20 protein-coding genes are annotated in these 21,268 nt (G+C 65.0%); 11 read left to right on the top strand and 9 right to left on the bottom strand.

What is annotated here, in order from left to right; all coding sequences use genetic code 11:
- Positions 1 to 501: 501 nt before the first annotated feature.
- Positions 502 to 1,158, top strand: coding sequence for an SDR family oxidoreductase (locus tag QRN45_RS15730; RefSeq protein WP_284763913.1), 657 nt, complete (start codon positions 502 to 504; stop codon positions 1,156 to 1,158).
- Between the two features lie 137 nt (positions 1,159 to 1,295).
- A complete protein-coding gene (locus QRN45_RS15725) occupies positions 1,296 to 2,867 on the top strand; it encodes a Na+/H+ antiporter (RefSeq protein WP_264636767.1) in 1,572 nt (523 codons plus the stop codon).
- Here QRN45_RS15725 and QRN45_RS15720 read toward each other — a convergent pair.
- A complete protein-coding gene (locus QRN45_RS15720) occupies positions 2,864 to 4,084 on the bottom strand; it encodes an ROK family transcriptional regulator (protein WP_284763912.1) in 1,221 nt (406 codons plus the stop codon). The two genes, QRN45_RS15725 and QRN45_RS15720, sit on opposite strands and share 4 nt — an antisense overlap.
- A gap of 107 nt (positions 4,085 to 4,191) precedes the next feature.
- Here QRN45_RS15720 and QRN45_RS15715 point away from each other — a divergent pair, with 107 nt between their 5' ends.
- From QRN45_RS15715 to QRN45_RS15680, 8 genes are all read left to right on the top strand, one after another.
- Positions 4,192 to 5,895: a glycoside hydrolase family 13 protein gene (locus QRN45_RS15715; protein WP_241707062.1), complete on the top strand. Its 1,704-nt coding sequence runs from the start codon at positions 4,192 to 4,194 to the stop codon at positions 5,893 to 5,895.
- 110 nt (positions 5,896 to 6,005) lie between these two features.
- Positions 6,006 to 6,971 (top strand): aldo/keto reductase, encoded by a 966-nt coding sequence (locus QRN45_RS15710; protein WP_284763911.1) that lies wholly within the window; start codon positions 6,006 to 6,008, stop codon positions 6,969 to 6,971.
- Positions 6,972 to 7,144: 173 nt separating this feature from the next.
- On the top strand, positions 7,145 to 8,008 hold the full coding sequence (locus QRN45_RS15705; protein ID WP_241707064.1) for an HpcH/HpaI aldolase/citrate lyase family protein: 864 nt from the start codon (positions 7,145 to 7,147) through the stop codon (positions 8,006 to 8,008).
- Between the two features lie 252 nt (positions 8,009 to 8,260).
- Positions 8,261 to 8,485, top strand: a complete 225-nt coding sequence (locus QRN45_RS15700) for a DUF3188 domain-containing protein (protein ID WP_241707065.1) — start codon at positions 8,261 to 8,263, stop codon at positions 8,483 to 8,485.
- Positions 8,486 to 8,493: 8 nt separating this feature from the next.
- Positions 8,494 to 9,993 carry an FAD-dependent monooxygenase gene (locus tag QRN45_RS15695; protein ID WP_284763910.1) on the top strand — a complete coding sequence of 500 codons (1,500 nt, stop codon included), beginning with the start codon at positions 8,494 to 8,496 and terminating at the stop codon, positions 9,991 to 9,993.
- A gap of 45 nt (positions 9,994 to 10,038) precedes the next feature.
- Complete coding sequence (locus QRN45_RS15690) at positions 10,039 to 10,488, top strand: FAS1-like dehydratase domain-containing protein (RefSeq protein WP_078108045.1); 450 nt, start codon at positions 10,039 to 10,041, stop codon at positions 10,486 to 10,488.
- 2 nt (positions 10,489 to 10,490) lie between these two features.
- The gene (locus QRN45_RS15685) at positions 10,491 to 10,928 is read left to right on the top strand and encodes a MaoC family dehydratase (protein WP_264636763.1); all 438 of its coding nucleotides are present in this window, start codon (positions 10,491 to 10,493) and stop codon (positions 10,926 to 10,928) included.
- A gap of 85 nt (positions 10,929 to 11,013) precedes the next feature.
- Positions 11,014 to 12,081 (top strand): UDP-N-acetylmuramate dehydrogenase, encoded by a 1,068-nt coding sequence (locus QRN45_RS15680; protein ID WP_284763909.1) that lies wholly within the window; start codon positions 11,014 to 11,016, stop codon positions 12,079 to 12,081.
- A 32-nt stretch (positions 12,082 to 12,113) separates the two neighbouring features.
- Here QRN45_RS15680 and QRN45_RS15675 read toward each other — a convergent pair whose 3' ends face one another.
- Entirely contained in the window at positions 12,114 to 12,458 is a 345-nt protein-coding gene (locus QRN45_RS15675; protein WP_284763908.1) for a hypothetical protein, read from the bottom strand.
- Positions 12,459 to 12,705: 247 nt separating this feature from the next.
- Here QRN45_RS15675 and QRN45_RS15670 point away from each other — a divergent pair, with 247 nt between their 5' ends.
- Complete coding sequence (locus QRN45_RS15670; protein WP_284763906.1) at positions 12,706 to 13,824, top strand: winged helix DNA-binding domain-containing protein; 1,119 nt, start codon at positions 12,706 to 12,708, stop codon at positions 13,822 to 13,824.
- A 124-nt stretch (positions 13,825 to 13,948) separates the two neighbouring features.
- On the opposite strand, the gene asd is transcribed toward QRN45_RS15670, so the two are convergent.
- The 7 genes from asd to mshD form a co-directional block, all read right to left on the bottom strand.
- Entirely contained in the window at positions 13,949 to 15,103 is a 1,155-nt protein-coding gene (asd, locus tag QRN45_RS15665; protein ID WP_078108050.1) for an aspartate-semialdehyde dehydrogenase, read from the bottom strand.
- A 108-nt stretch (positions 15,104 to 15,211) separates the two neighbouring features.
- Entirely contained in the window at positions 15,212 to 15,436 is a 225-nt protein-coding gene (locus QRN45_RS15660) for an NF038396 family protein (protein ID WP_264636761.1), read from the bottom strand.
- 2 nt (positions 15,437 to 15,438) lie between these two features.
- The gene (locus QRN45_RS15655) at positions 15,439 to 16,026 is read right to left on the bottom strand and encodes a dihydrofolate reductase (RefSeq protein WP_284763904.1); all 588 of its coding nucleotides are present in this window, start codon (positions 16,024 to 16,026) and stop codon (positions 15,439 to 15,441) included.
- A complete protein-coding gene (locus tag QRN45_RS15650; RefSeq protein WP_284763903.1) occupies positions 16,023 to 16,826 on the bottom strand; it encodes a thymidylate synthase in 804 nt (267 codons plus the stop codon). The genes QRN45_RS15655 and QRN45_RS15650 overlap by 4 nt, the downstream gene beginning before the upstream one ends.
- Positions 16,827 to 16,844: 18 nt before the next feature.
- On the bottom strand, positions 16,845 to 17,813 hold the full coding sequence (locus QRN45_RS15645; protein WP_284763902.1) for an NUDIX hydrolase: 969 nt from the start codon (positions 17,811 to 17,813) through the stop codon (positions 16,845 to 16,847).
- 11 nt (positions 17,814 to 17,824) lie between these two features.
- Complete coding sequence (locus QRN45_RS15640) at positions 17,825 to 20,074, bottom strand: RNA degradosome polyphosphate kinase (RefSeq protein ID WP_078108055.1); 2,250 nt, start codon at positions 20,072 to 20,074, stop codon at positions 17,825 to 17,827.
- 105 nt (positions 20,075 to 20,179) lie between these two features.
- Positions 20,180 to 21,151: a mycothiol synthase gene (gene mshD, locus QRN45_RS15635; RefSeq protein WP_284763901.1), complete on the bottom strand. Its 972-nt coding sequence runs from the start codon at positions 21,149 to 21,151 to the stop codon at positions 20,180 to 20,182.
- Positions 21,152 to 21,268 lie beyond the last annotated feature (117 nt).

Genomic DNA, 21,268 nt, shown 5'->3' with positions numbered 1-21,268 from the left:
GGTGATGCGCAGGCGCAGGGGACGGCGCTTGTTGAGACCCTTTTGCTTAATTGCGCAGCACTGAGGAAGCCCTCAATTCATCCCATTTCGAATAAATCCATCAACGGGATGTAACCCGGCTATTTGGATAAATCCATCAATGAGATTTATGAATGAGGCATTCCTTTTCCTGCTGCAGGTGATTTGAGTCTAGAAATTCGAAATTAACTCCACACGAGTGGGTGCCACTTGCTTTTATTTCCCGCCATCCACCCAACACTCGCAAGGCGTCTCCGGCGGCGAGGGTGTGTCTGAAGTGTCCAGGTCCTCCGGTCTTCGAGCGGAAAATGTGATGGCGATTAAACTAAGTCTGCTTAGTTTTTGAAGGCCCTATTTGTTCGAAGTATTTACGAATTAGTCATTCCTTTCCGCAAATGCGAAGAGGGCTATTTTTCGGGAATTTATCCACCGACTTGGGGAGGGTGCGGCCGAGGTACTTGACCACTGCGACAGAATGGGTCCATGAGTCGAATCGCAATCATGGGCGGCCACGGCAAGGTGGCCTTGCACCTGTCCCGCATCCTGAGCAACGAAGGCCACGCGGTCACTTCCTTCATCCGCAATCCCGAACACGCGCCCGACGTCACGGTGACGGGTGCAGCCCCGGTAATACTCGACGTCGAGAAGTCGACGACGGCGGAGATCGCCTCCGCGCTTGACGGCCACGATGCGGTGGTGTGGTCAGCCGGGGCAGGGGGCGGCAGCCCGCAACGTACGTATGCGGTGGACAGGGACGCCGCCATCCGCTCGATGGATGCCGCGGCGCAATCGGGCGTGGCCCGCTATGTGATGGTGTCCTACTTCGGGGCCGGGCCCAACCACGGCGTTCCCGAAGACAACAGCTTCTATGCCTATGCGGAAGCCAAAGCCGCGGCCGACGAGTACCTGCGTGGGACAGACCTCGACTGGACGATCCTCGGTCCGGGGGCGCTGACCAGCAATCCGGGCTCTGCGCTCATCGAGGTAAGCCCCGCGGACCCGGGCGTGGGGACGGAAACCTCGCGGGCCAATGTCGCCTTGGTGGCTGCCGCCGTCTTGGAACTGCCGGAAACTGTGCGCCGCACCATCGAGTTCAGGGACGGTGCGGTGCCGGTGGTCGAGGCCCTCACGGCGTCTTAGCCGCGCCCAGCCGGGACTATGCCATGCCGGCCACAAAACCGGCCTCGGGACCGCGCCCAGCCGCGATATGTTGGTAGGGCTAGTCCACGGCATGCGCCCGGGACGCTGCCGCTACGACGTCTGGGGAAATCGGGAACATGGACCAGTTGGCACTCATTGTTGGATTGCTGCTTGCAACGGTCGTGGCCGTGGGCTTGGGGGACCGCTTGCGGCTCCCGTACCCGGTGTTGATGCTGTTGCTGGCTGCAGCGATGACCTTCATCCCGGGGTTCCCGGATTTTGAGCTTGCGCCGGAACTGATCCTGCCGATATTCCTCCCTCCCTTGCTCTTTGCGACCGCGCAGAAGAGCTCCTGGGCGGTGTTCCGGGTCCGATGGCGGACGCTGTTGCTCATGGCTGTCGCCCTTGTTGTGGTCTCCACGGCTGTAGTTGCCGGAGCCGCGTGGCTCATGATTCCCGGGATCGGCATTCCTGCGGCGATCGCGCTGGGGGCCATGGTGGCTCCGCCGGACCCGGTTGCGGTTGAATCCGTCGCCGGCCGCGTCCACATGCCGCGCAGGCTCATCACGGTGCTCCAGAGCGAGGGCTTGTTCAACGACGCTGCAGCCATCGTGATCTTCCAGGCCGCGGTGGCGGCGACGGTTTCCGGCACCAAGCTGGGGGCCGGCGTCGTGCTCCAATTCGTGATCGGTGCGGCACTGGCCGTCATCGTCGGCATCGCGATGGGCTGGTTGACGAGGCTGATCACCAAGCTGGTCACCTCCATGGTGGCCCGAAGCGCCGTGACCCTGGTGATTCCCTTCGCGGCCTACATCCTGGCGGAAGAACTCCACGCTTCGGGGGTGATCGCCGTCGTCGTGACGGCGCTGGAGACACAGCGGCACGCGCGGTCCCAGGACGCGGCCGAACGTGTCACGCGCACCGCTTTCTGGGATGTGGTGGAACTCCTCGCGACGGGCCTGGCGTTCGGACTTGTGGGGTTGGAGATCCGGCATGTGATCCGGGACGAGGGAGCGGCCGTTTACGGCATGATCGGCCCGGCCGTGGCGGTGTGCGTGCTGGTGTTCGTTGTCCGTTTCGCGTGGCTCGGGCTGTTGGCGATCTCGGCCCGCAAGCGGAAGAACCTGTTGCAGCCGACGTCCCCCAAGGAGGTCCTGATCCTGACTTGGTGTGGCATGCGCGGCCTCGCGACGCTCGCACTCGCCTTGGCCCTCCCGCTCACGATTGCCGATGGGGGCGACTTCCCCGCCCGGCACGAAATTCTGGTCATCGCTTGCGCGGTATTGCTGGCCACCCTGGTGCTGCCGGGGCTGACCCTTCCCTGGCTTATGCGCGTGCTCAAGGCATCCGAAGACGGCTCGCACGAAAAGGATGCCGCGCGGCTCTTGGCCAAGCGCGCCCAGACCGCCGCAATCTCCGCGCTCAAGGAACACGATCTGATGAAGGAATTGCCGGCGGACAAGGTGGCGCTCGTCAAGGAAAAGATGACCCGCCTGCACGCCGAGCTGCTTGACGGGACCTTGAAGAACGAAACAGACGTTGAAAAGCGCCAACGCGGCAGGGAACTGGCGATAGCAGTCCAGACCATCGCCCTCGACGCCGCGCGCCAGGAAGTGGTCGCGGCACGGAGCGAACCGGGGATGGATCCCGAGGTTGCGGACCGGGTGCTGCGCCAGCTCGACCTCCGCACCATGGCGATGCCGGACTAGCTGTCGAAGGTCTTGGGCCGCCGCAGCACCAGGTCCAGGGAGTTCTTCTCGACGCGGTCGAGTGCGTGTCGGACCGCGCCGATGCCAACAATCGCGTCGCCCAGCGGCGACGCTGCCAACCGCGGGGGAGTGGCGGTGTAGGCAGCCAGCTTCCGGACGGTCGGCTCAAGAAGGGCCGACGCCGAAGCTGCCACCGCGCCGCCGATCACCACGAGCTCCGGGTTGAGCATGATGGCCACCGTGGAGACTACCCGGGCCAGCCGATCCGAAAGCCGGTCCAGGATGTCCAACGCAACCTTGTCGCCTTCGGCAGCAGCGGCGAAGACGTGCTGTGCCGTGACCTCCTGGCCAGCGGGGGCCGCCGTCCGCAGTGTGGTTTTCGACTTTCCCGCCAGGGCTTCCGCCGCCCACAATCTGGCCAGCGCGGCGAGGCCGTCCGCCGATCCGACTCCGTCCACCATGTCCAGGTAGGCCATCTCGCCAGCGCCGCCGCGGCTGCCATGAAGCAAACGGCCGGATTCCACCAGGCCCGCGCCGAAACGTTCACCGGCAAGGAGGACTGCCAAGTCCTGGACGCCGCTGCCGGCGCCGCGCCAACATTCGCCCAATGCCGCCAAGTTGGCATCGTTCTCCAGCACCACAGCCCATCCGTGCAGATCGTGCAGGGCCTTCTTCAGCCCGACGTCGAACAGGCTCCAGAACGGCTGGCTGACGAGGATGTTTCCGTCGCGGCCCACCGGGGCGGCAAGCCCGACCGTCACCGCGAGGACTTTGTCCGGTGCCACTCCGGCAGCCTCGAGGGCAAGGAGAGCGGTTTCGCTGATAACCCGGATCCGTTCCTCCGCTTCGATCTCCCTGGCGCGAAATGGTCCACTGGACCGTCCAATGGTGCGGCCGCGCAGATCGGCCACCACAACGGTGGTCTTGAGCACGCCGACGTCGATCCCCAAGACGCAGCCGGCGCTTTCGTCGAGCTCGAAGCGTCGTGCGGGGCGGCCCTTTTGGTACGTGCCGAAGTCACGCTGGTTCTCCAGCTCTCGGATCCAGCCCCGGGCCATGAGGTCTTCGCACACGGAAATGGTGGTGGCGCGGGTCAAGCCGGTGGCGTCCATCAGCTCAGAAACAGTCACGGCGTTGGAAGCGCGGATGGCTCCGAGCACGGTGGCCGCGTTGAACCGCCGGAGCATCTGCGGAGTGGCAGTCGCGATATCGGGCATGGCTGTTGACCTTCTGTTGGTATGCGTCACATAATACTAGAGGCACTAAATTTAGATTCTAAATAAAGCCCCGTCCATCGCAGCGTCGACACAGAACAGGATTCCCTTTGTCCTCCACCGTCACCATGGCCACCCACTTCGACTCCGAGCGCTCCGAGCGCATGGCCGATCCGAACTGGTGGCGCCAAGCGGCTGTCTACCAGATCTACCCGCGCAGCTTTTCCGACGCGAACGGCGACGGACTGGGCGACATCAAGGGCATTACCGCCAAGGTTCCGTACCTGAAATCCCTCGGCATCGACGCCGTCTGGTTGAGCCCGTTCTACCCGTCGGCCCTGGCTGACGGTGGTTACGACGTCGATGACTACCGCAACGTTGACCCGAAGCTGGGCACCCTTGCAGACTTCGATGAGATGGCGGCCGCCCTGCACGCCGCAGGCATCAAGTTGATCGCGGACATCGTGCCGAACCACTCTTCGGACCGGCACGAATGGTTCAAGGAGGCGCTGGCTTCACCGAAGGGTTCGGCAGCCCGCGAGCGCTACATTTTCCGCGACGGTCTGGGCGAGAACGGCGAACTGCCCCCGGCGGACTGGGACTCGATTTTCGGCGGCCCAGCCTGGGAGCGCATCACCGAACCGGACGGCACCCCGGGGCAGTGGTACATGCACATCTTCACCAAGGAGCAGCCGGACTTCAACTGGGACAACCCCGAGGTCCGCGAGGACTTCCTGAAGACCCTGCGCTTCTGGTCCGATCGTGGCGTGGACGGCTTCCGCATCGACGTCGCCCATGCCCTCACGAAAGACCTGCCGGAGGTTCTGCCGTCGAAGACCGAGCTGCCCAAGGAGGGCGAAAACGCTTTGGGCGCCCACCCGTTCTGGGACCGCGATGAGGTGCACGAGATCTACGCCGAGTGGCGCAAGGTCTTCAATGAGTACAACCCGCCCCGGACGGCCGTCGCCGAAGCGTGGGTGCACGCTGACCGCCGCGCCCGCTATGCCAGCCCCGACGGCTTGGGCCAGGCATTCAACTTCGACCTCCTCCAGGCTGATTTCGACGCAGGCCAGTTCCGCGACATCATCACGAAGAACCTCAGCGAAGCCGCTGCCTCCGGTGCTTCTTCCACCTGGGTCTTCTCCAACCACGACGTCGTCCGGCACGCCACCCGCTACGGCTTGCCCGCGGGCGGCGGCCGTGACGGCCTGGGCCAGGACGGCAAGCAGTGGCTGCTCGACGGCGGTTCGGCCGCCGACGTCGACGCCGAGCTCGGCTTGCGCCGCGCCCGCGCCGCGTCGTTGCTGATGTTCGCCCTTCCCGGCTCCGCATACCTGTACCAGGGCGAAGAACTCGGACTGCAGGAAGTCGGCGACATCGCGGCCGGCCAGCGCCAGGACCCGGCGTTCTTCCGCAACCCGGGAGTCGACGTCGGCCGTGACGGTTGCCGTGTCCCGCTGCCGTGGACCAGCGAGGGTTCGTCGTTCGGCTTCGGCGAGGGACATGCCCACTTGCCGCAGCCTGAATGGTTCGCGGACTACGCGGTGGCGGAGCAGGAGAACGTTCCCGGCTCCACGCTGGAGCTATACCGCAAGGCCCTGGAACTGCGTTCGGAACTGCGGGCGGCCGAGGACCTGGAGTGGATCCCGTCCAGTCACGAGTCGGTGCTCCATTTCGTGCGCCCCAACGGCTGGCAGTCGGTGACGAACTTCGGCACCGAGCCCGTGGCACTTCCGGAAGGCACCGTCGTCGTGAGCAGCGCACCGCTCGAAGGCGGCAAGCTCCCGGCAAACACGACGGCCTGGATCGTCTAGTCCCTCGCCCCTGCCCCTATCCCTCGCCCAACTAACTCGCAGTTAATGTCGTTTTGAAGGCTGTAAACGACAACAACTGCGGGTTAGTTGCGTTGTGAAAGAGTTGGAAAATGACTGCAAAGAGTGAAACTGCCGCGGGCCGGCTTGTTTATGGATGCATGGGCCTCGGAGGTCCTTGGGAGGGCAGCGAATACGGTGCTGTCGAAATCGAGCAGGCCGCGGCCGCGATCGAAGCCGCCATGGGCATCGGGATCACCCTGTTCGACCATGCCGACATCTACCGCAGCGGCAAGGCCGAGGCCGTCTTCGGCGAAGTCCTCGCCCGGACGCCGGGGCTGCGGGAAAAGATCCAGCTCCAGACCAAGTGCGGAATCCGGCTGAGCCAGCCCGGCGTCGATGGACATTACGACCTCAGCAAGGACGCCATCCTGGAGCGGGTCAATGGAAGCCTGGAACGGCTGAGGACCGACTACGTTGACGTGCTTCTGCTCCACCGTCCCGATCCCCTGATGGAACCCGCAGAGGTGGCGTCCGCCGTCGGGCAGCTCATGGCGGAGGGTAAGGTGCGGCAATTGGGCGTGTCCAACATGTCCGGCGCGCAGATCGCCTTCCTGCAGGACCAGCTGGAGGTGCCGATCGTGGCCAACCAGCTGGAAATGAGCCTGCACCGGCGGGCGTGGCTCGAGAGCGGGGTCCTGGTCAACCACGACGACGCCCTCGGCTACAGTTTTCCGCACGGCACTTTGGAACACTGCGTCGGCCGGGGGATTGAACTGCAGGCCTACGGTTCCCTCGCCCAGGGCCGGTACACGGGCTCGACGCCGGTTTTCCCGACTGCCGCGGACACTGCGACTGCCGCTCTGGTCGCCCAGCTCGCGGAAGCAAAGGGCGTCACTCCTGAGTCCGTGTTGTTGGGCTGGCTCATGAAGCATCCGGCGCGAATTTCCCCGGTGCTGGGCAGTTCCAACCCGGCGCGGATCGCTGCCTGCGCGGATGCTCCCGCCGTTGCCGCAGCAATGACGCGCGCCGAGTGGTATGGCCTGTGGGTGGGTGCGCGGGGCAGCAAGCTCCCCTAAAGCGCGTTAAACCCAACTGACTCGCAGTTGTTGTCGTTTTGAGGGCTCATAACGACAACAACTGCGAGTCAGTTGGGCTGGGGCTGGCTGTCACAATCGTTTTGTTCGTATTGATGCTCACACCGGTGCCCGATTCTTAGCGTTCCTGGTGGCTGGCCGGATACGGTAGATACATGACGTCTAGCACCGCCGCCGAGTCCATTCGGTCCACCCGCAACATTCCCGCCGAGATTGCCCGCTCCTGGCTCCTTGTGAACGCCATGAAGACGGAGCTTTTCGACCAGTCGGCCTCGTCGCGCGCGGACGCCATCATCCTTGACATTGAAGACGCCGTGGACCCGTCGCAGAAGGACATTGCCCGCGACAACGTCATCAACTGGCTGACCGCCGGCGGCCAGGCCTGGGTCCGCATCAACGACGCCACCAGCCCGTTCTGGGCCGATGACCTCGCCGGCCTCCGTGGCACGCCAGGTCTCTTGGGAGTCATGCTCGCCAAGACTGAGTCCGCGGACCAGGTCACCGAGTCCTTCCACCGCATGGACGGCAAGACCCCGGTCATCCCGCTCGTGGAGTCGGCCCTCGGCATCGAGGAAGCCAACCACATCGCCCGCGCACAGGGTGCCTTCCGCCTCGCCTTCGGTTCGGGCGACTTCCGCCGGGACACGGGCATGGCCGCCACGCCTGAGGCAATGGCGTACCCGCGTGCCAAGCTCGTCGTCGCCAGTCGCGTGGGCAACCTTCCGGGTCCCATCGACGGCCCCACCGTCGGCACCAACCACCCGATCCTGCGCGAGCAGACCGGGATCACTGTGACCATGGGCATGACCGGCAAGCTCTGCCTGGCCATTGACCAGACCACGGTCATCAACGAAGTCATCAGCCCGACCCCGTCCGACGTCGCCTGGGCCACGGACTTCATGAACGACTTCGAAGCCAACGGCAGGGTCATCCGCGACGGCTCCGACCTTCCACGCCTCGGCCGCGCCGAAAAGATCATGAAGCTCGCGGTAGCCTTCGGGGTCCAGCCCTCTCTGTAAGCGCACCCACCGACGCTCTCTCACCTAAGTCCGGCTTTTTCAGGACGCCCGCTCACGTATGAGGGAAATACCCGAAACCCTCCTGCAGATGATCTGAGCGGGCGTTGGCTGGAAAGCCGTATATGTGAGCGGGCGTTGGCTGGAGTCGGACGCTCGCTCGCTTATATCGGGTTTTGACGCCACGCTCGCTCACTTGCGTCGGTTCCCGCCCTGTGGAACCCGCGGTTTCGGCAAGTGTCCTAAACTTGGGTGGTGCTGAACGAATTCTGGGCCACGGCCTCAATCGCCTACAAAACGCTGGTTTTCGGCGCGATGGGGCTTATCGCCGTCGGGATCATCCTGACGATCATTGGCAACGCCTCCCATAACCAGGGCCTTGCTCTGACGTCCTTGTTCGTGATCGGGCTCGGCCTGGTCCTGCATGTCGTGGGCATGGTGGTCCGCGGACAGCAGGTCCGCAAGAGCTTGAAGAAGTAGCCCGCGGAATGACCCAGCACGCGGTGGTGATCGCCGGAGCAGGCCCCACAGGGCTGATGCTCGCGGGCGAACTGGCGTTGGCCGGCGTCGACGTAGCGATTGTCGAGCGGCGCGCAAATCAGGAGCTCGCCGGCTCACGTGCAGGCGGTTTGCACTCGCGAACCATCGAGGTCCTCGATCAGCGCGGAATTGCCGATCGCTTCTTGTCCGAAGGACAGGTCGCCCAGGTTGCGGGGTTCGGCGGCGTCCGTTTCGACCTCAGCGACTTTCCTACCCGGCACAACTACGGGCTCGGCCTGTGGCAGAACCACATCGAGCGCATCCTGGCCGGGTGGGTCGCCGAGCTGGCGGTGCCGATCTACTACGGGCGCGAGGTGACCGGTTTCGCGCAGGACGGGACCGGCGTCGACGTCGGGCTGTCCGCCGGCGAGCCGCTGCGCGCGGAATACCTCGTCGGGTGCGACGGCGGCCGCAGCCTGGTCCGTAAGGCGGCCGGCATCGAGTTCCCGGGGTGGGATCCGACCACCAGCGCCCTGATCGCCCAGGTCGAAATGGCCGAGCAGCCGCCACTGGGCGTCCACACCAACGCCTTTGGCATCCACTCGTTCGGCAAGCTCGACTACAAGATCCACGACGGCAAGATCGTTTACGCGGAGGGTGGACCCGTCGGGGTCATGGTGACCGAAGAGCACGTCGGGGCCGCGAACGAGCCGACCCTCCAGGACCTGAGCGCGGCGCTCATCGCCGTATGCGGGACGGACTACGGGGCCCACAGTCCCATCTGGATCTCCCGTTTCACCGATATGACCCGGCAGGCCGCGAACTACCGCGACGAACGGGTCCTCCTCGCCGGCGACGCGGCACACGTGCATGCCCCCGACGGCGGACAGGGCCTCAACACCGGCGTGCAGGATGCCGTGAACCTGGGATGGAAGCTGGCGCAGGTGGTCAAGGGGACATCGCCGGAAAGCCTCCTCGACAGCTACCACGCCGAGCGCCACCCAGTGGCCGCCCGCGTGCTGCGCAACACGATGGCGAGTGTCGCGCTCCGCCGCCAGGACGAACGCACGAAGGCCGTGTGCGAGGTCGTGGCCGAGCTCCTCGGCATGGAGGAGCCGCGCCAGCGCTTCGCGGCGATGCAGTCCGGCCTCGATGTACACTACGACGTCGGCGAGGGTCACCCTTTGCTCGGACGCCGCATGCCCGATCTCGACCTCGCCACCCCCGTCGGCCCGCTGCGTGTCTTCAGCCTGCTGCACAGTGCCCAGCCGGTGCTCCTTAACCTTGGCGAGCCCGGCAGCATCGACATCACGCCGTGGGCGGACCGCGTTCAGTTGATCGACGCCACCTACCCCGGGACTTGGGAGCTTCCCGCAATCGGGGCAGTCCCCGCCCCCGTTGCCGTGTTGATCCGGCCCGACGGATATGTGGCCTGGGTCGGAGAAGGCTCCCAACGGGGCCTCGCCGACGCCCTCACCAGATGGTTCGGACCGCCTGCCACGGAGTAGCCGTCCGGCTCTTCTTACCGGCTCAGGGGCCGATAGGGTTGGATCATGACTATTAACCCGGATTTGCAGGGCCGCAGCTACCCTGCCTCAGAGGTGTACGACGTCGGCCGCGAAAAGATCCGGGAGTTCGCCCGGGCCGTGAAGGCCACCCACCCCGCCCACTTCGACGTCGAAGCCGCCAAAGCGCTTGGCCACAGCGACCTCGTCGCCCCGCCGACCTTCGCCATCATCGTCGCCCAGCGGGCGGATGCCCAGCTGATCGAGGACCCCGATTCAGGGATCGACTTCAGCCGCGTGGTGCACGCCGACCAGCGCTTCACGCACCACCGCGCGATCGTCGCAGGGGATCAGTTGCGGGCCGAACTGCACGTCGACGGCGTCCGCGCCATGGGCGGCGGGGCCATGATCACGACGCGTTCGGAAATCACAACGTTGGACGGCGAAAAGGTCGCCACCACCACGTCGTCCATCCTGGTCCGCGGAGAGGGACAGTAGCCATGAGCTTGAAACTTGAAGAACTCACCGTCGGGCAGGAAATCGGCACCCGCAGCATCGAGGTCACGCGCCAGGACCTGGTCAAGTACGCGGGCGCGTCGGGCGACTTCAATCCGATCCACTGGAACGAATCCTTCGCCACCGGCGTCGAGCTTCCCGGAGTCATCGCCCACGGCATGTTCACCATGGGCTCTGCCGTGCAGTTGGTGAGCGACTGGGCCGGCGACCCTGCCGCCGTCGTCGACTACCAGACGCGCTTCACCAAGCCCGTGCTGGTCGCCGACACCACCGGTACCAGCGAGCCCGGCGCCGTGATCGAGGTTGCCGGAGTGGTGGGAGCGCTCGACGCCGAGGCCCGCACCGCGCGCATCGACTTGACCGTCACCTTCGGCGGCCAGAAGGTCCTCATGAAGTCCCAAGCCGTTGTGAAACTTGCGTAAGTAATCAGCTCGCGCGCCGGGGCGCGCGCCTGACCGGCGCGCCCCGGGGTCGGCTGGCACAACGAATCCCAGCTAGGCTTGTTTGGTGACCCAGACGATGCTTTCCGAACTGACCACGGCCGCCGTTGGTGGCCCTGCCGGCGCCTTTGTGGAGGCCCGCACCGAGGCGGAAATCATCGACGCCGTCCGCACGGCGGATGCTGCGGGCGAGAAACTGCTCATTATCGGCGGGGGATCCAACCTGCTGGTTTCCGACGCCGGATACCCGGGCACTGTGCTGAAGATCGCTTCGCAGGGCTTCACCGTCAACTCGGAAGACAGTTGCGGAGGCGTTTCCGTGGTGGTCCAGGCAGGGCACAACTGGGACGCCCTTGTGGGGCACTCGGTGCTGCACGCGTGGTCCGGGCTGGAAGCCCTCTCCGGCATCCCGGGTGCCACGGGCGCCACTCCTGTGCAGAATGTTGGCGCTTATGGTGCCGACGTGTCCCAGACCATCGCCGCCGTGCGCACCTGGGACCGGGAACGCAACGCCGTGCACACCTTCACCAACTCGGAGCTCAAGTTCGGCTACCGGGATTCCATCCTCAAACAGACCACCACCGAGGGCTCGCCACGTTACGTCGTGCTGACGGTTGAATTCCAGCTGCCGCTCGGACGCATGAGTGCGCCCATCCGGTACGCGGAGTTGGCCCGGTCCCTCGGGGTCGAGGCCGGGAAGCGCGCGTATTCCAACGACGTCCGGCGCGAAGTCCTGCGGCTGCGCGCCTCCAAGGGCATGGTCCTCGACGCTTCGGACAGGGATACGTACTCCACGGGTTCCTTCTTCACCAACCCGATTGTTCCGGCCACCGCAGCTGCCTCGCTGCCCGAGGGAGCGCCGCAGTACCCCGCCGGGAACGACGGCCTCGTGAAGCTGTCCGCAGCCTGGCTGATCGACCAGGCCGGCTTCGGAAAGGGCTTCGGACTCGATCCCGCGGGCGTGTCCGGCGGGCGGGCCTCGCTGTCCACGAAACACACCCTCGCCATCACCAACCGCGGAGGGGCGAGCGCGGAGGATCTTGTGGCCATCGCGCGCGAGGTGCGCCGCGGCGTCGTCGAGCGCTTTGGCATCGAACTGCACCCGGAGCCGCTACTGATCGGTTTGGCCCTGTAGGAGCCTGCGTAGGTCCCCGCGAGGAACGCGCTTCAGCGCTTTCCGGTCGGATGGACCTTGTTGAGCAAGAGGAACGTCAGTCCGCAGCTCGCGGCCCCCAAGAGGAAGATCTGGCTGAACGCCATGCTCTGGGGCGACGGACCGCCCGGGGAAATCCAGCCTGCCGCCGCAAAGCCGGCCACGCCCAGGAGCATGACAATCGCGGCGAGCAGGAAACTGCGCACTTGATCGTTCGCGCCCGTGAACCCGGATTCGGGATCGTCAACGCGCCGATCGTCAACGCGCCGATCGGACGATGGCTGGCTCGCGGCTGCAAGGCCCAGAAGCAGGGCGGCCGCGCCTGTGGCGGCAAGTCCAACCTCCTGGACAGTCTGCATCGACGGGGATAACCGGACCCCCGCACCAACAGCTATGGCCAAGCCGCAGACAAGCCCGACGGCGGCAGCACACCAACCAGCGGCTGCTAACCGCCGGCTGAGCGGCCGCAGCAGCGGACCTAACTCACCGAACAGCATTCCCCTAGAGTAGGAGGGCCCGCTGGACGGCCCCTGTGAGCGGCATGGGAGTTCCTCCTGCGAGCAATTGAGGACTGAAGCTGTCCGCCATGCGTCCTACGATGTGGCCATGGCAGCTTCGGCGAGGATCAGGGTCACCCCCGGAGTCATGGGCAGGATGCGGCTCGCGAGCCAAGGATTGCTTGGGGGTTTCGGTAGCCCGGAGGAATGCGTCTCCCGGATGGGTGCCATGCAGGCTCAAGACCTTGCCTCGGCGTTCTGGGCCGTGGGGGAGAGGGTCCCCGGTTCCGGACTATCCAAGGTGTTGGAAGCGCTGGAGAGCGGCACAGTGGTCCGGTCCTGGCCTATGCGAGGCACGCTGCACCTGGTTCCGCCGCAGGACTTGCGCTGGATCCTCGCCATCACCACAGAGCGATCCATGCGTTCTGTTGCCGCACGGCACCGGGAACTCGGCATCGACGAGACGGACGTCGCGACGTGCCGGGACCTGGCCCTCGAACGCGTCTGCGGCAGTCCTGGCGCCACGCGCGAGGAGCTTTTCAAGATCTTCGAATCCGCTGGCCAAATGACGTCGGCCCAACGCGGCATCCATTTGCTCTGGATTCTGTGCCAGAACGCCTGGCTGGTGCAAGGTCCTCCGGCGGGCACGGCAGGCAAAGCCCTGGGACAGCAACTGTTCGTCGCCTTCGATGAGTGGATTCCGGAATCCCGGCGCCTCGACCGTGGAGAAGGAATTGCCGAATTCCTGCTCAGGTATATTCGCAGCCACGGACCGGCCACACTCGCGGACTTCGCGTGGTGGAGCCAGATTCCCAAAGCCGAAGTCCGGGCAGCCCACGAGGTCATCCGCGGCCGAATCGTTGAGCTCGTCTTCCGGGAAACGTCCTATTGGCTGTCGCCCGAGACGGCGGCACTGCTCGACGACGGCGTTCCCGGCTCGCGTACGGTCCTCGCCTTGCCTGGATTCGATGAATTCCTGCTCGGGTATAAGGACCGCAGCCTTGTCCTGCCCCCTGGGCATTTCCAGAAAGTCGTTCCTGGGGGCAACGGGGTCTTCAAGCGGATGATTGTGTCAGGCGGCGAAGTGGTGGGCACCTGGTCCCGCAGCGGCACCGGCCGGAGCGCCGTCGTCGTGCCTGAACCGTTCGCTGCGGAAGGCCTGGCCCCTGCGGCCAAACGATCCTTCGAACTCCAGGCGGTGAAGTACCTGCGGTTCATGGAGAGCTGACGGGACCCAACTCATCCCCACCGCCACCCTCGCCTCGCAAGTCCCCACCGGCTCCCCCCAGTTGATGTCGTTATGAGCGCTCAAAACGACATCAACTGCGGGTTAGTTGACTAAGGCAGGACGCCTAGAGGGTGCCGGTAGCGATCTTCAGCATGCGGCGCAGCGGTTCGGCGGCACCCCAGAGGAGCTGGTCGCCCACGGTGAACGCGCTGATGTATTCAGGACCCATCTCGAGCTTGCGGATACGGCCCACGGGGATCTCCAAGGTGCCGGAGGCAGCCACCGGGGTGAGGTCGGCCATGGAGGCTTCCTTCGTGTTGGGCACAACCTTGGCCCACTCGTTGTCGGCGTCCAGGAGCTTTTCGATTTCGGCGACGGACAGGTCCTCGCGCAGCTTGAGCGTCAGTGCCTGGGAGTGGGAGCGCATGGCGCCGATACGGACGCAGAGCCCGTCCATGACAACATGGTCCTTGCCCGGCTTTCCGTTGCCGGTGCCGAGGATCTTGTTGGTTTCCACCCCGGCCTTCCACTCTTCCTTGGACTGGCCATTGCCGAGGTCGGCGTCGATCCACGGGATCAGGGAGCCTGCAAGCGGCACGCCGAACTGGGTGGCGTCGACGCCGGTGCGCTGGGTGGCCAGGACCTTGCGGTCGATTTCCAGGATCGCGGAGGCGGGATCGTCCAGTTCGCTGCTGACTTCGTTGTTGAGGGTGCCGAACTGGTTGAGCAGTTCGCGCATGTGGCGGGCACCGCCGCCCGACGCCGCTTGGTAGGTCATGGAGGTGCCCCACTCGACCAAGTTGTTCTTGAACAGGCCGCCGAGTCCCATGAGCATGCAGGAAACCGTGCAGTTGCCGCCGATGTAGTCCTTCACGCCGCCGGACAGGCCGGCGTCGATGACGTCGCGGTTGATGGGGTCCAGCACGATGATGGAGTCGTCGTTCATGCGCAGCGTGGACGCGGCGTCGATCCAGAGCCCGGCCCAGCCCCGGCTGCGAAGCTCGCCGTGGACCTGCTTTGTGTAGTCGCCGCCCTGGGCTGTGACAATAATCGGCAGCTTGGCAAGAGTCTCAATGTCGAACGCGTTCTCGAGCTTGCCTGCGGCACCTTCTGCTGTACCAGCGAAAGACGGCGCGGCACCTCCCGCGTTCGAGGTGGAGAAAAATACCGGGTTGATGTTGGCGAAGTCGCCCTCTTCCTGCATGCGCTGCATCAGGACGGAGCCGACCATGCCACGCCAACCGACCAGTCCAACGGACGGATTAGCTGCTGTAGTCATTGAACCAGTCTAGACTTTCGCGGCTCCCGGCCGCTGTCGGTTACGTCACGACCCAACTGACTGGCAATAGGTGTCGTTATGAGCCCTCTAAACGACATCTAATGCGAGCTACTTGGGTGAGGCGTCGGGTTCTTCCAGCAGGGCCGCCTTTCGGGCACGCAGGGCGTAGAACGCGCCGAAAGCGAAAACCTGGGTTACCACTATCAGGACGATGATCCCCAGGATCTTGTTGCCGCCCAGGATCATGGTGAGCCCGACGATCGCGGACAAGAGCGCGAAGAGCGGCAACAGCATGTAGCCGAGCACGAACAGGGTCTCAGGTTTCTTCAGCATTCTCAGTCTTCCGTCCGGCGCCATGTGGCGATCCGGTAGTTGGTGCCGTTCTTGGCGGTCAGCCAGCCTTCAGCCGGTTGCGTTGCCTCAAGATTCCAAGCCTCACCGAACTCCGGCGCGAAGGTGTCGCCGTCGATGTCGGAATCGATGACCGTAACGACGGCGACATTCGCGATGTCCATGGACTGCCGGTAAATTTCGCCCCCGCCGATGATCCAGACATTCTGGCCGCCCGGTGCGAACTGGGACTCGAGGAGTGCGGCATCAAGTGAGGAGACGACGACGGCGCCATGTGCTTCGGGCGAGTCCGCCCAGCCGTGTTGCCGGGTCACCACGATGTTGGTGCGGCCGGGCAGAGGACGGTACTTTGCGGAGAAAGACTCCCACGTCTTCCGGCCCATGATGACCGGGTGCCCCGTGGTCAGCCGGCTGAAGTGCTGCAAATCTTCGGGAACGTGCCATGGCATGGTCCCGTCCTTGCCGATCACTCCGCTGCCGGTCTGTGCCCACACCAGGCCGATTCCGGTGAGCGTTTCCGCGCCCTCCCCGGAGGAAGGGGACTCCGCGGCAGGAGTTTCGTGGTTGCTCATATCGCCACGGGCGCTTTGATGGAGGGGTGGTGGCGGTAGCCGACTACTTCGAAGTCCTCGAAGGTGTAGTCGAAGATCGAGTCCGGCTTGCGGGCGAAGCGCAATTGCGGGTACTCGTACGGCTCCCGGGAGAGCTGTTCGGTGACTTGTTCAACGTGGTTGTCGTAAACGTGGACGTCTCCGCCGGTCCAGACGAAATCGCCGGGCTTAAGGCCCAGTTGCTGGGCCAGCATGCAGGTCAGCAACGCGTAGGAGGCGATGTTGAACGGAACACCCAGGAACATGTCGGCCGAACGCTGGTACAACTGGCAGGACAGCTTGCCGTCGGCAACGTAGAACTGGAAGAACGCGTGGCACGGCGGCAAGGCCATGTCCTTGATCTCGGACACGTTCCAGGCCGAAACGATGTGCCGGCGCGAATCCGGGTTGGCGGCCAGGCCCTTCATGAGTTCGGCGATCTGGTCGATGTGGCCGCCGTCGGGAGCCGGCCAGCTCCGCCACTGCACGCCGTACACCGGGCCGAGTTCGCCGTCGGCGTCTGCCCACTCATCCCAGATGGTGACGCCCTGCTCCTGGAGCCACTTCACGTTCGACTCGCCGCGGAGGAACCACAAGAGCTCCAGGGCCAGTGATTTGAAGTGCACCCGCTTGGTGGTGATGAGCGGGAAACCCTGGCTCAAATCGAAGCGCAGCTGGCGGCCGAAAACGCTCCGAGTGCCAGTGCCCGTGCGGTCCGACTTGTGCGTGCCGTTGGCCATGACGTCGCGCAGGAGGTCTTCATATGGGGTTGGGATGCTCACGCACCCAGCTTACTGGAGTCAGTCGTCGAAGGGCTTGATCTGTTCCACGGCCACTACGCGCTGACCGTTTCCGCGGGCCACGTGGCACACGATGATCTCGCCGGGGGCCAGGTACGGGTCCTGGGCCGGAAGCGCCTCGTGAAGCTCCGGACCCATGCGTTCTCCAAGCGTCTTCAAGACGGTGGGGAGCGCCGGCCGGTGGGTGCACAACGCCACCGCACGCTGCTTGTCGAACAAACCCTCGACGACGGCGGACGTCTTCTTCGGGCTCCGCTGGTGGTTGTGCTCCGTCAGGGCCTCGACAAGTTTCACTTTGGCTCCGGCTGACTTGGCGTACGGCGCGATGGTGGATACGCACCTGGCCCACGGACTGCTCACGATCCGCAGAGGCTTCCATACGCCCAGAAGCCGCTCCACGGCCAACGCCTGCCGCTGACCCGTCACGGCCAGCGGCCGGCTGCCCTCGGCCTTGGTCCAGGAGGACCGCGGCTTTGCCTTGGCATGGCGCACCAGAATCAGGGGCCACGTCTCCAGCTCACCATTAAGGTGGGCCTTCGCCAGCGCCTGGAGGGGACCCACGTCCGTCGGGTTGCTCAAAAAACGCGCCGCCTTGTCCGGCGCGGCCCACATGTAAGCGTCCACTTCGTTGCCGTCCGGCTTGATGATGGACCCGTTGACTTGCGTCGCCCAGTAGTGCACCACCTTCAGCCCGGCAGACACATGGTAATGCGTCGGAGGAAGGGGGATCCCGAGGGCTGCCTTGAGGCCGATTTCTTCCCTGATCTCGCGGACAGCGCACTCCGGGATGGTTTCCCCGGCGTCGAGCTTGCCCTTGGGCCAGGACCAGTCGTCGTACTTGGGCCGGTGAATCAGCAGGACCTCAAGGGCGCCCTTGGTGACACGCCAGGGAATGGCGCCGGCCGCCGTGACGGCGATCGGCTCCCCGGGATGGTCCGTCTGGTCTGCAACAGGTGTATCGCTCTTCAACTTTTCGCTACCTACCGCCGGGCGACTGCACGTTGGCGGGACCGGGAGGCAAGCAGCCAGGACTGGATGTCCAGCAGAGGCGAGCCGTCTTCGGCCTGGTGAAACCTGGTCCAGTGGCCTTGGTTGTCAAGGTGCCAGCTGGCCGTGCCGGGATCCATGTAGCGCCGCAGCAGGTCCATGACCTCGGCGGTGTCCTCCCGGCTGGAGAGCTGCACCAAGGCCTCGACCCGACGGTCGAGGTTGCGGTGCATCATGTCCGCTGAGCCGATGTAGACCACGGGATCGTTGGCATTGGCGAAGGCAAACACGCGGGAGTGCTCCAGGAAGCGGCCCAGGACGGAGCGGACCGTGATGTTCTCGCTCAATCCAGGCACTCCGGGGCGCAGCGAGCAGATGCCGCGGACAATGACGTCAACCTTCACCCCGGCCTGCGACGCCCTGTAAAGGGCGTCGATGATGGCTTCGTCCACCATGGAGTTGACCTTGATCTGGACCCGCGCGGTGATTCCCGCGCGGGCGTTGCGGATCTCGGTCTCGATCCTGTCGATCAACCCGGACCGCACCGAGCGGGGGGCCACGAGGAGCCGCTTGAACGTCGACTTGGGGGCATACCCGGAGAGCTGGTTGAAGAGCTTGGACAGGTCCTCGCCCACCTGCTCGTTGGAGGTCAGCAGACCGAGATCCTCGTAGTAGCGGGCCGTCCGGGGGTGGTAGTTTCCCGTGCCGATGTGGCAGTACCTGCGGAGGCCGTCCACTTCCTGGCGGACAACCAGGGACAACTTGCAGTGCGTCTTGAGTCCCACGATTCCGTACACCACGTGCACTCCGGCCTGCTCCAGTTTGCGCGCCCAGGAGATGTTGGCCTGCTCGTCAAAGCGGGCCTTGATCTCCACGAGGGCCAGCACCTGCTTGCCGGCTTCGGCAGCATCGATCAGCGCGTCCACGATGGGGGAATCGCCGGACGTGCGATACAGGGTCTGCTTGATGGCCTGGACCTTGGGGTCGGCGGCCGCCTGCTCGAGGAAAGCCTGGACCGACGTCGAGAACGAGTCGTACGGGTGGTGCAGCAGGATGTCGCGGCGGCGCATTGCCGCGAAGACGTTGGCGGCCTTGGACGTCTCGGATTCGTTCAGGTACCGCGAGGTATGGGGCACGTGCTTCGGGTAGTGGAGGTCGGCGCGGTCGATGCCGCCGATGACGGACAGGCCCCGGAGGTCCAGGGGTGCCGGGACGGAGTAGACCTCGGATTCCTCGACGCCGAGTTCCCGCACCAGGAGCGCGCGGATGTTCGGGTTGATGTCCGTGGTGACCTCAAGCCGGACGGGCGGGCCGAAGCGGCGGCGCAGAAGTTCTTTTTCAAGCGCCTGCAGGAGGTTCTCGGCGTCGTCCTCTTCGACTTCCACGTCCTCGTTGCGGGTGACGCGGAAGCTGTGGTGCTCCATGACTTCCATTCCGGGGAACAGCTTGTCCAGATGCACGGCAATGACCTCTTCGAGCGCGATGAACCGGGCCACGCGGCCCGGGACCGCGCCGGCCCGCGGGCCGTCGATCGAAACGAGACGGGGCAGCTGGTCCGGAACCTTGACGCGGGCGAACAGTTCCTTGTCGCTCACGGGGTTGCGGACAATCACGGCCAGGTTGAGGGAGAGCCCGGAGATATAGGGGAAGGGGTGGGCCGGATCGACGGCGAGGGGAGTGAGGATCGGGAAGACCTTCTCGCCGAACATGATGCTCAAGCGGTGCTGGGCTTCGTCGTCGAGTTCGTCCCAGCGCATGAGGTGGATGTGCTCATAGGCCAAAGCGGGGCGGATCTGCTCGGCAAAAACGCGCGCGTGGCGTTCCTGCAGCTTCCGGGCCGCATCGCCGATCTGCTCCAGGACTTCGATGGGGCTCAGGCCGGCAGGGGAGGGAACCGCGAGTCCGGTGGCGATGCGACGCTTCAGGCCGGCTACCCGCACCATGAAGAATTCATCCAGGTTCGAGGCGAAGATGGAGAGGAAATTGACTCGCTCCAGCAGGAAGAGGTCCGGGTCCTCCGCGAGTTCGAGGACGCGCGAGTTGAAGGCGAGCCAACTCAGTTCGCGGTCCAGGAAGCGGTCCGGAGTGATGTCGCCTTCGGGCTCTAGGGAGGGCGCAAACTCAGGAATGTCGATGCGGTCCTGGGTTGCCCGCGCTGCCGGGACTTCGGATGAACCGAAGCGGGGAGGCAAGGTTGCGCCCTTGACCTCGGTTTTGGTGGTTCCGACCGGGTCCGGGTTCATCGGGCTCTCCTTCTCGTTCAGCGCGGGGTTTGATTCAACCCTACAAGGATTCCACGTGCCGGAATCCTAGATGTCCTAGCCTTTCAGATACGCCTTGGTTCCGGGTTACTTCCCGGCTAGCGGCGCATACATGACATCGACGTCCCAGCGCACGAATCCCAGCTTCTGGTACAGGGCGACGGCCGCGGTATTGTCGGCGTCCACGTACAGCATCACCGAGTGCAGCTCGTGGCTCTGCAGATACCTGATCCCGGCAACAGTGAGCGCCTTGCCGAGTCCCAGGCCTTGGGCTGCAGGCGTTACGCCGACGACGTAGACTTCGCCGATGGCCGGGTGGGATCCTTGCCGGGGGTGCACCTTCGTCCAATGGAAGCCGAGCAGCTCCCCGGCCGGATTCACGGCGAGCAGGAAACCTGCGGGGTCGAACCAGTCCTCGGCCATCCGGGCTTCCAGATCGGCCCGGGTGAGCGACCCCTGCTCTGGATGGTGGGCAAATGCTGCCCTGTTGGCAGCCAGCCAGGCGGACTCATCCTGACCCGGCACGAAGGCGCGCAGCGAGACTCCCTCAGGCAGGCCGGGGTCGGGCAGTTCCGCGGTGGAGGACATGAGGCGCATCTTCCACAGTTCACGTACGGGGCCGTAGCCGTAGCGGGCCGCGAGGTCCGCGGCGGCCTCGTGGTTTCCATGGGACCAGGCGTTCAGGCCCGCAAGCCCGCGGCTGTCCCGGAGCGAGTCCAACAGCCGCCCGGCGACACCCTGGTTGCGGTAGCTGGGGTGCACCGCCATTTCCAGGACCCCGGTCCCGTCGTCCGCTTCAACCACGACGGCGATTCCCGCCAGGTCCTGGCCGCTCGCCGGATCGGACTGCTCGTCCGGGGCATACAGGGCCATGGTGAGCACTGAGTGGTCGCCGGAATCGGCTCCGCGCAGCATGACGAGGGTCTGTTCGGACAACGGGGGATTGCCGTCCGACTCCTCGGCAGCTGCGGCGAGCATTTTGATGTCTCTCAACAACTCGCTATCCGAGGCGCCTTTGACGACGAGTACGGGCCAGTTCTCCGGGTGCGCAGGGCTCATGCTGCAAGGCTATACGTCCCGGGCCGGTTTGGCGGGATGGATTTTGCAGGCACTCCCTTGGCCGTGTAAGGTCTATATCTCGTCCGGCTTTGCGAAGCAGGATACGAGGGGGATCCA

The organism is Arthrobacter sp. efr-133-R2A-63 (assembly GCF_030209795.1).
Taxonomy (GTDB): Bacteria; Actinomycetota; Actinomycetes; order Actinomycetales; family Micrococcaceae; genus Arthrobacter; species Arthrobacter bambusae_A.
This window is presented reverse-complemented; position numbering and strand designations above follow the sequence as displayed.

Excerpts from the sequence above, each read along its gene's own strand:
- QRN45_RS15730 (WP_284763913.1), top strand. The coding sequence starts at position 502 with ATGAGTCGAATCGCAATCATGGGCGGCCACGGCAAGGTGGCCTTGCAC.
- QRN45_RS15725 (WP_264636767.1), top strand. The coding sequence starts at position 1,296 with ATGGACCAGTTGGCACTCATTGTTGGATTGCTGCTTGCAACGGTCGTG.
- QRN45_RS15720 (WP_284763912.1), bottom strand. The coding sequence starts at position 4,084 with ATGCCCGATATCGCGACTGCCACTCCGCAGATGCTCCGGCGGTTCAAC.
- QRN45_RS15710 (WP_284763911.1), top strand. The coding sequence starts at position 6,006 with ATGACTGCAAAGAGTGAAACTGCCGCGGGCCGGCTTGTTTATGGATGC.
- QRN45_RS15705 (WP_241707064.1), top strand. The coding sequence starts at position 7,145 with ATGACGTCTAGCACCGCCGCCGAGTCCATTCGGTCCACCCGCAACATT.
- QRN45_RS15695 (WP_284763910.1), top strand. The coding sequence starts at position 8,494 with ATGACCCAGCACGCGGTGGTGATCGCCGGAGCAGGCCCCACAGGGCTG.
- QRN45_RS15690 (WP_078108045.1), top strand. The coding sequence starts at position 10,039 with ATGACTATTAACCCGGATTTGCAGGGCCGCAGCTACCCTGCCTCAGAG.
- QRN45_RS15685 (WP_264636763.1), top strand. The coding sequence starts at position 10,491 with ATGAGCTTGAAACTTGAAGAACTCACCGTCGGGCAGGAAATCGGCACC.
- QRN45_RS15675 (WP_284763908.1), bottom strand. The coding sequence starts at position 12,458 with ATGCAGACTGTCCAGGAGGTTGGACTTGCCGCCACAGGCGCGGCCGCC.
- QRN45_RS15670 (WP_284763906.1), top strand. The coding sequence starts at position 12,706 with ATGGCAGCTTCGGCGAGGATCAGGGTCACCCCCGGAGTCATGGGCAGG.
- asd (WP_078108050.1), bottom strand. The coding sequence starts at position 15,103 with ATGACTACAGCAGCTAATCCGTCCGTTGGACTGGTCGGTTGGCGTGGC.
- QRN45_RS15660 (WP_264636761.1), bottom strand. The coding sequence starts at position 15,436 with ATGCTGAAGAAACCTGAGACCCTGTTCGTGCTCGGCTACATGCTGTTG.
- QRN45_RS15655 (WP_284763904.1), bottom strand. The coding sequence starts at position 16,026 with ATGAGCAACCACGAAACTCCTGCCGCGGAGTCCCCTTCCTCCGGGGAG.
- QRN45_RS15640 (WP_078108055.1), bottom strand. The coding sequence starts at position 20,074 with ATGAACCCGGACCCGGTCGGAACCACCAAAACCGAGGTCAAGGGCGCA.
- mshD (WP_284763901.1), bottom strand. The coding sequence starts at position 21,151 with ATGAGCCCTGCGCACCCGGAGAACTGGCCCGTACTCGTCGTCAAAGGC.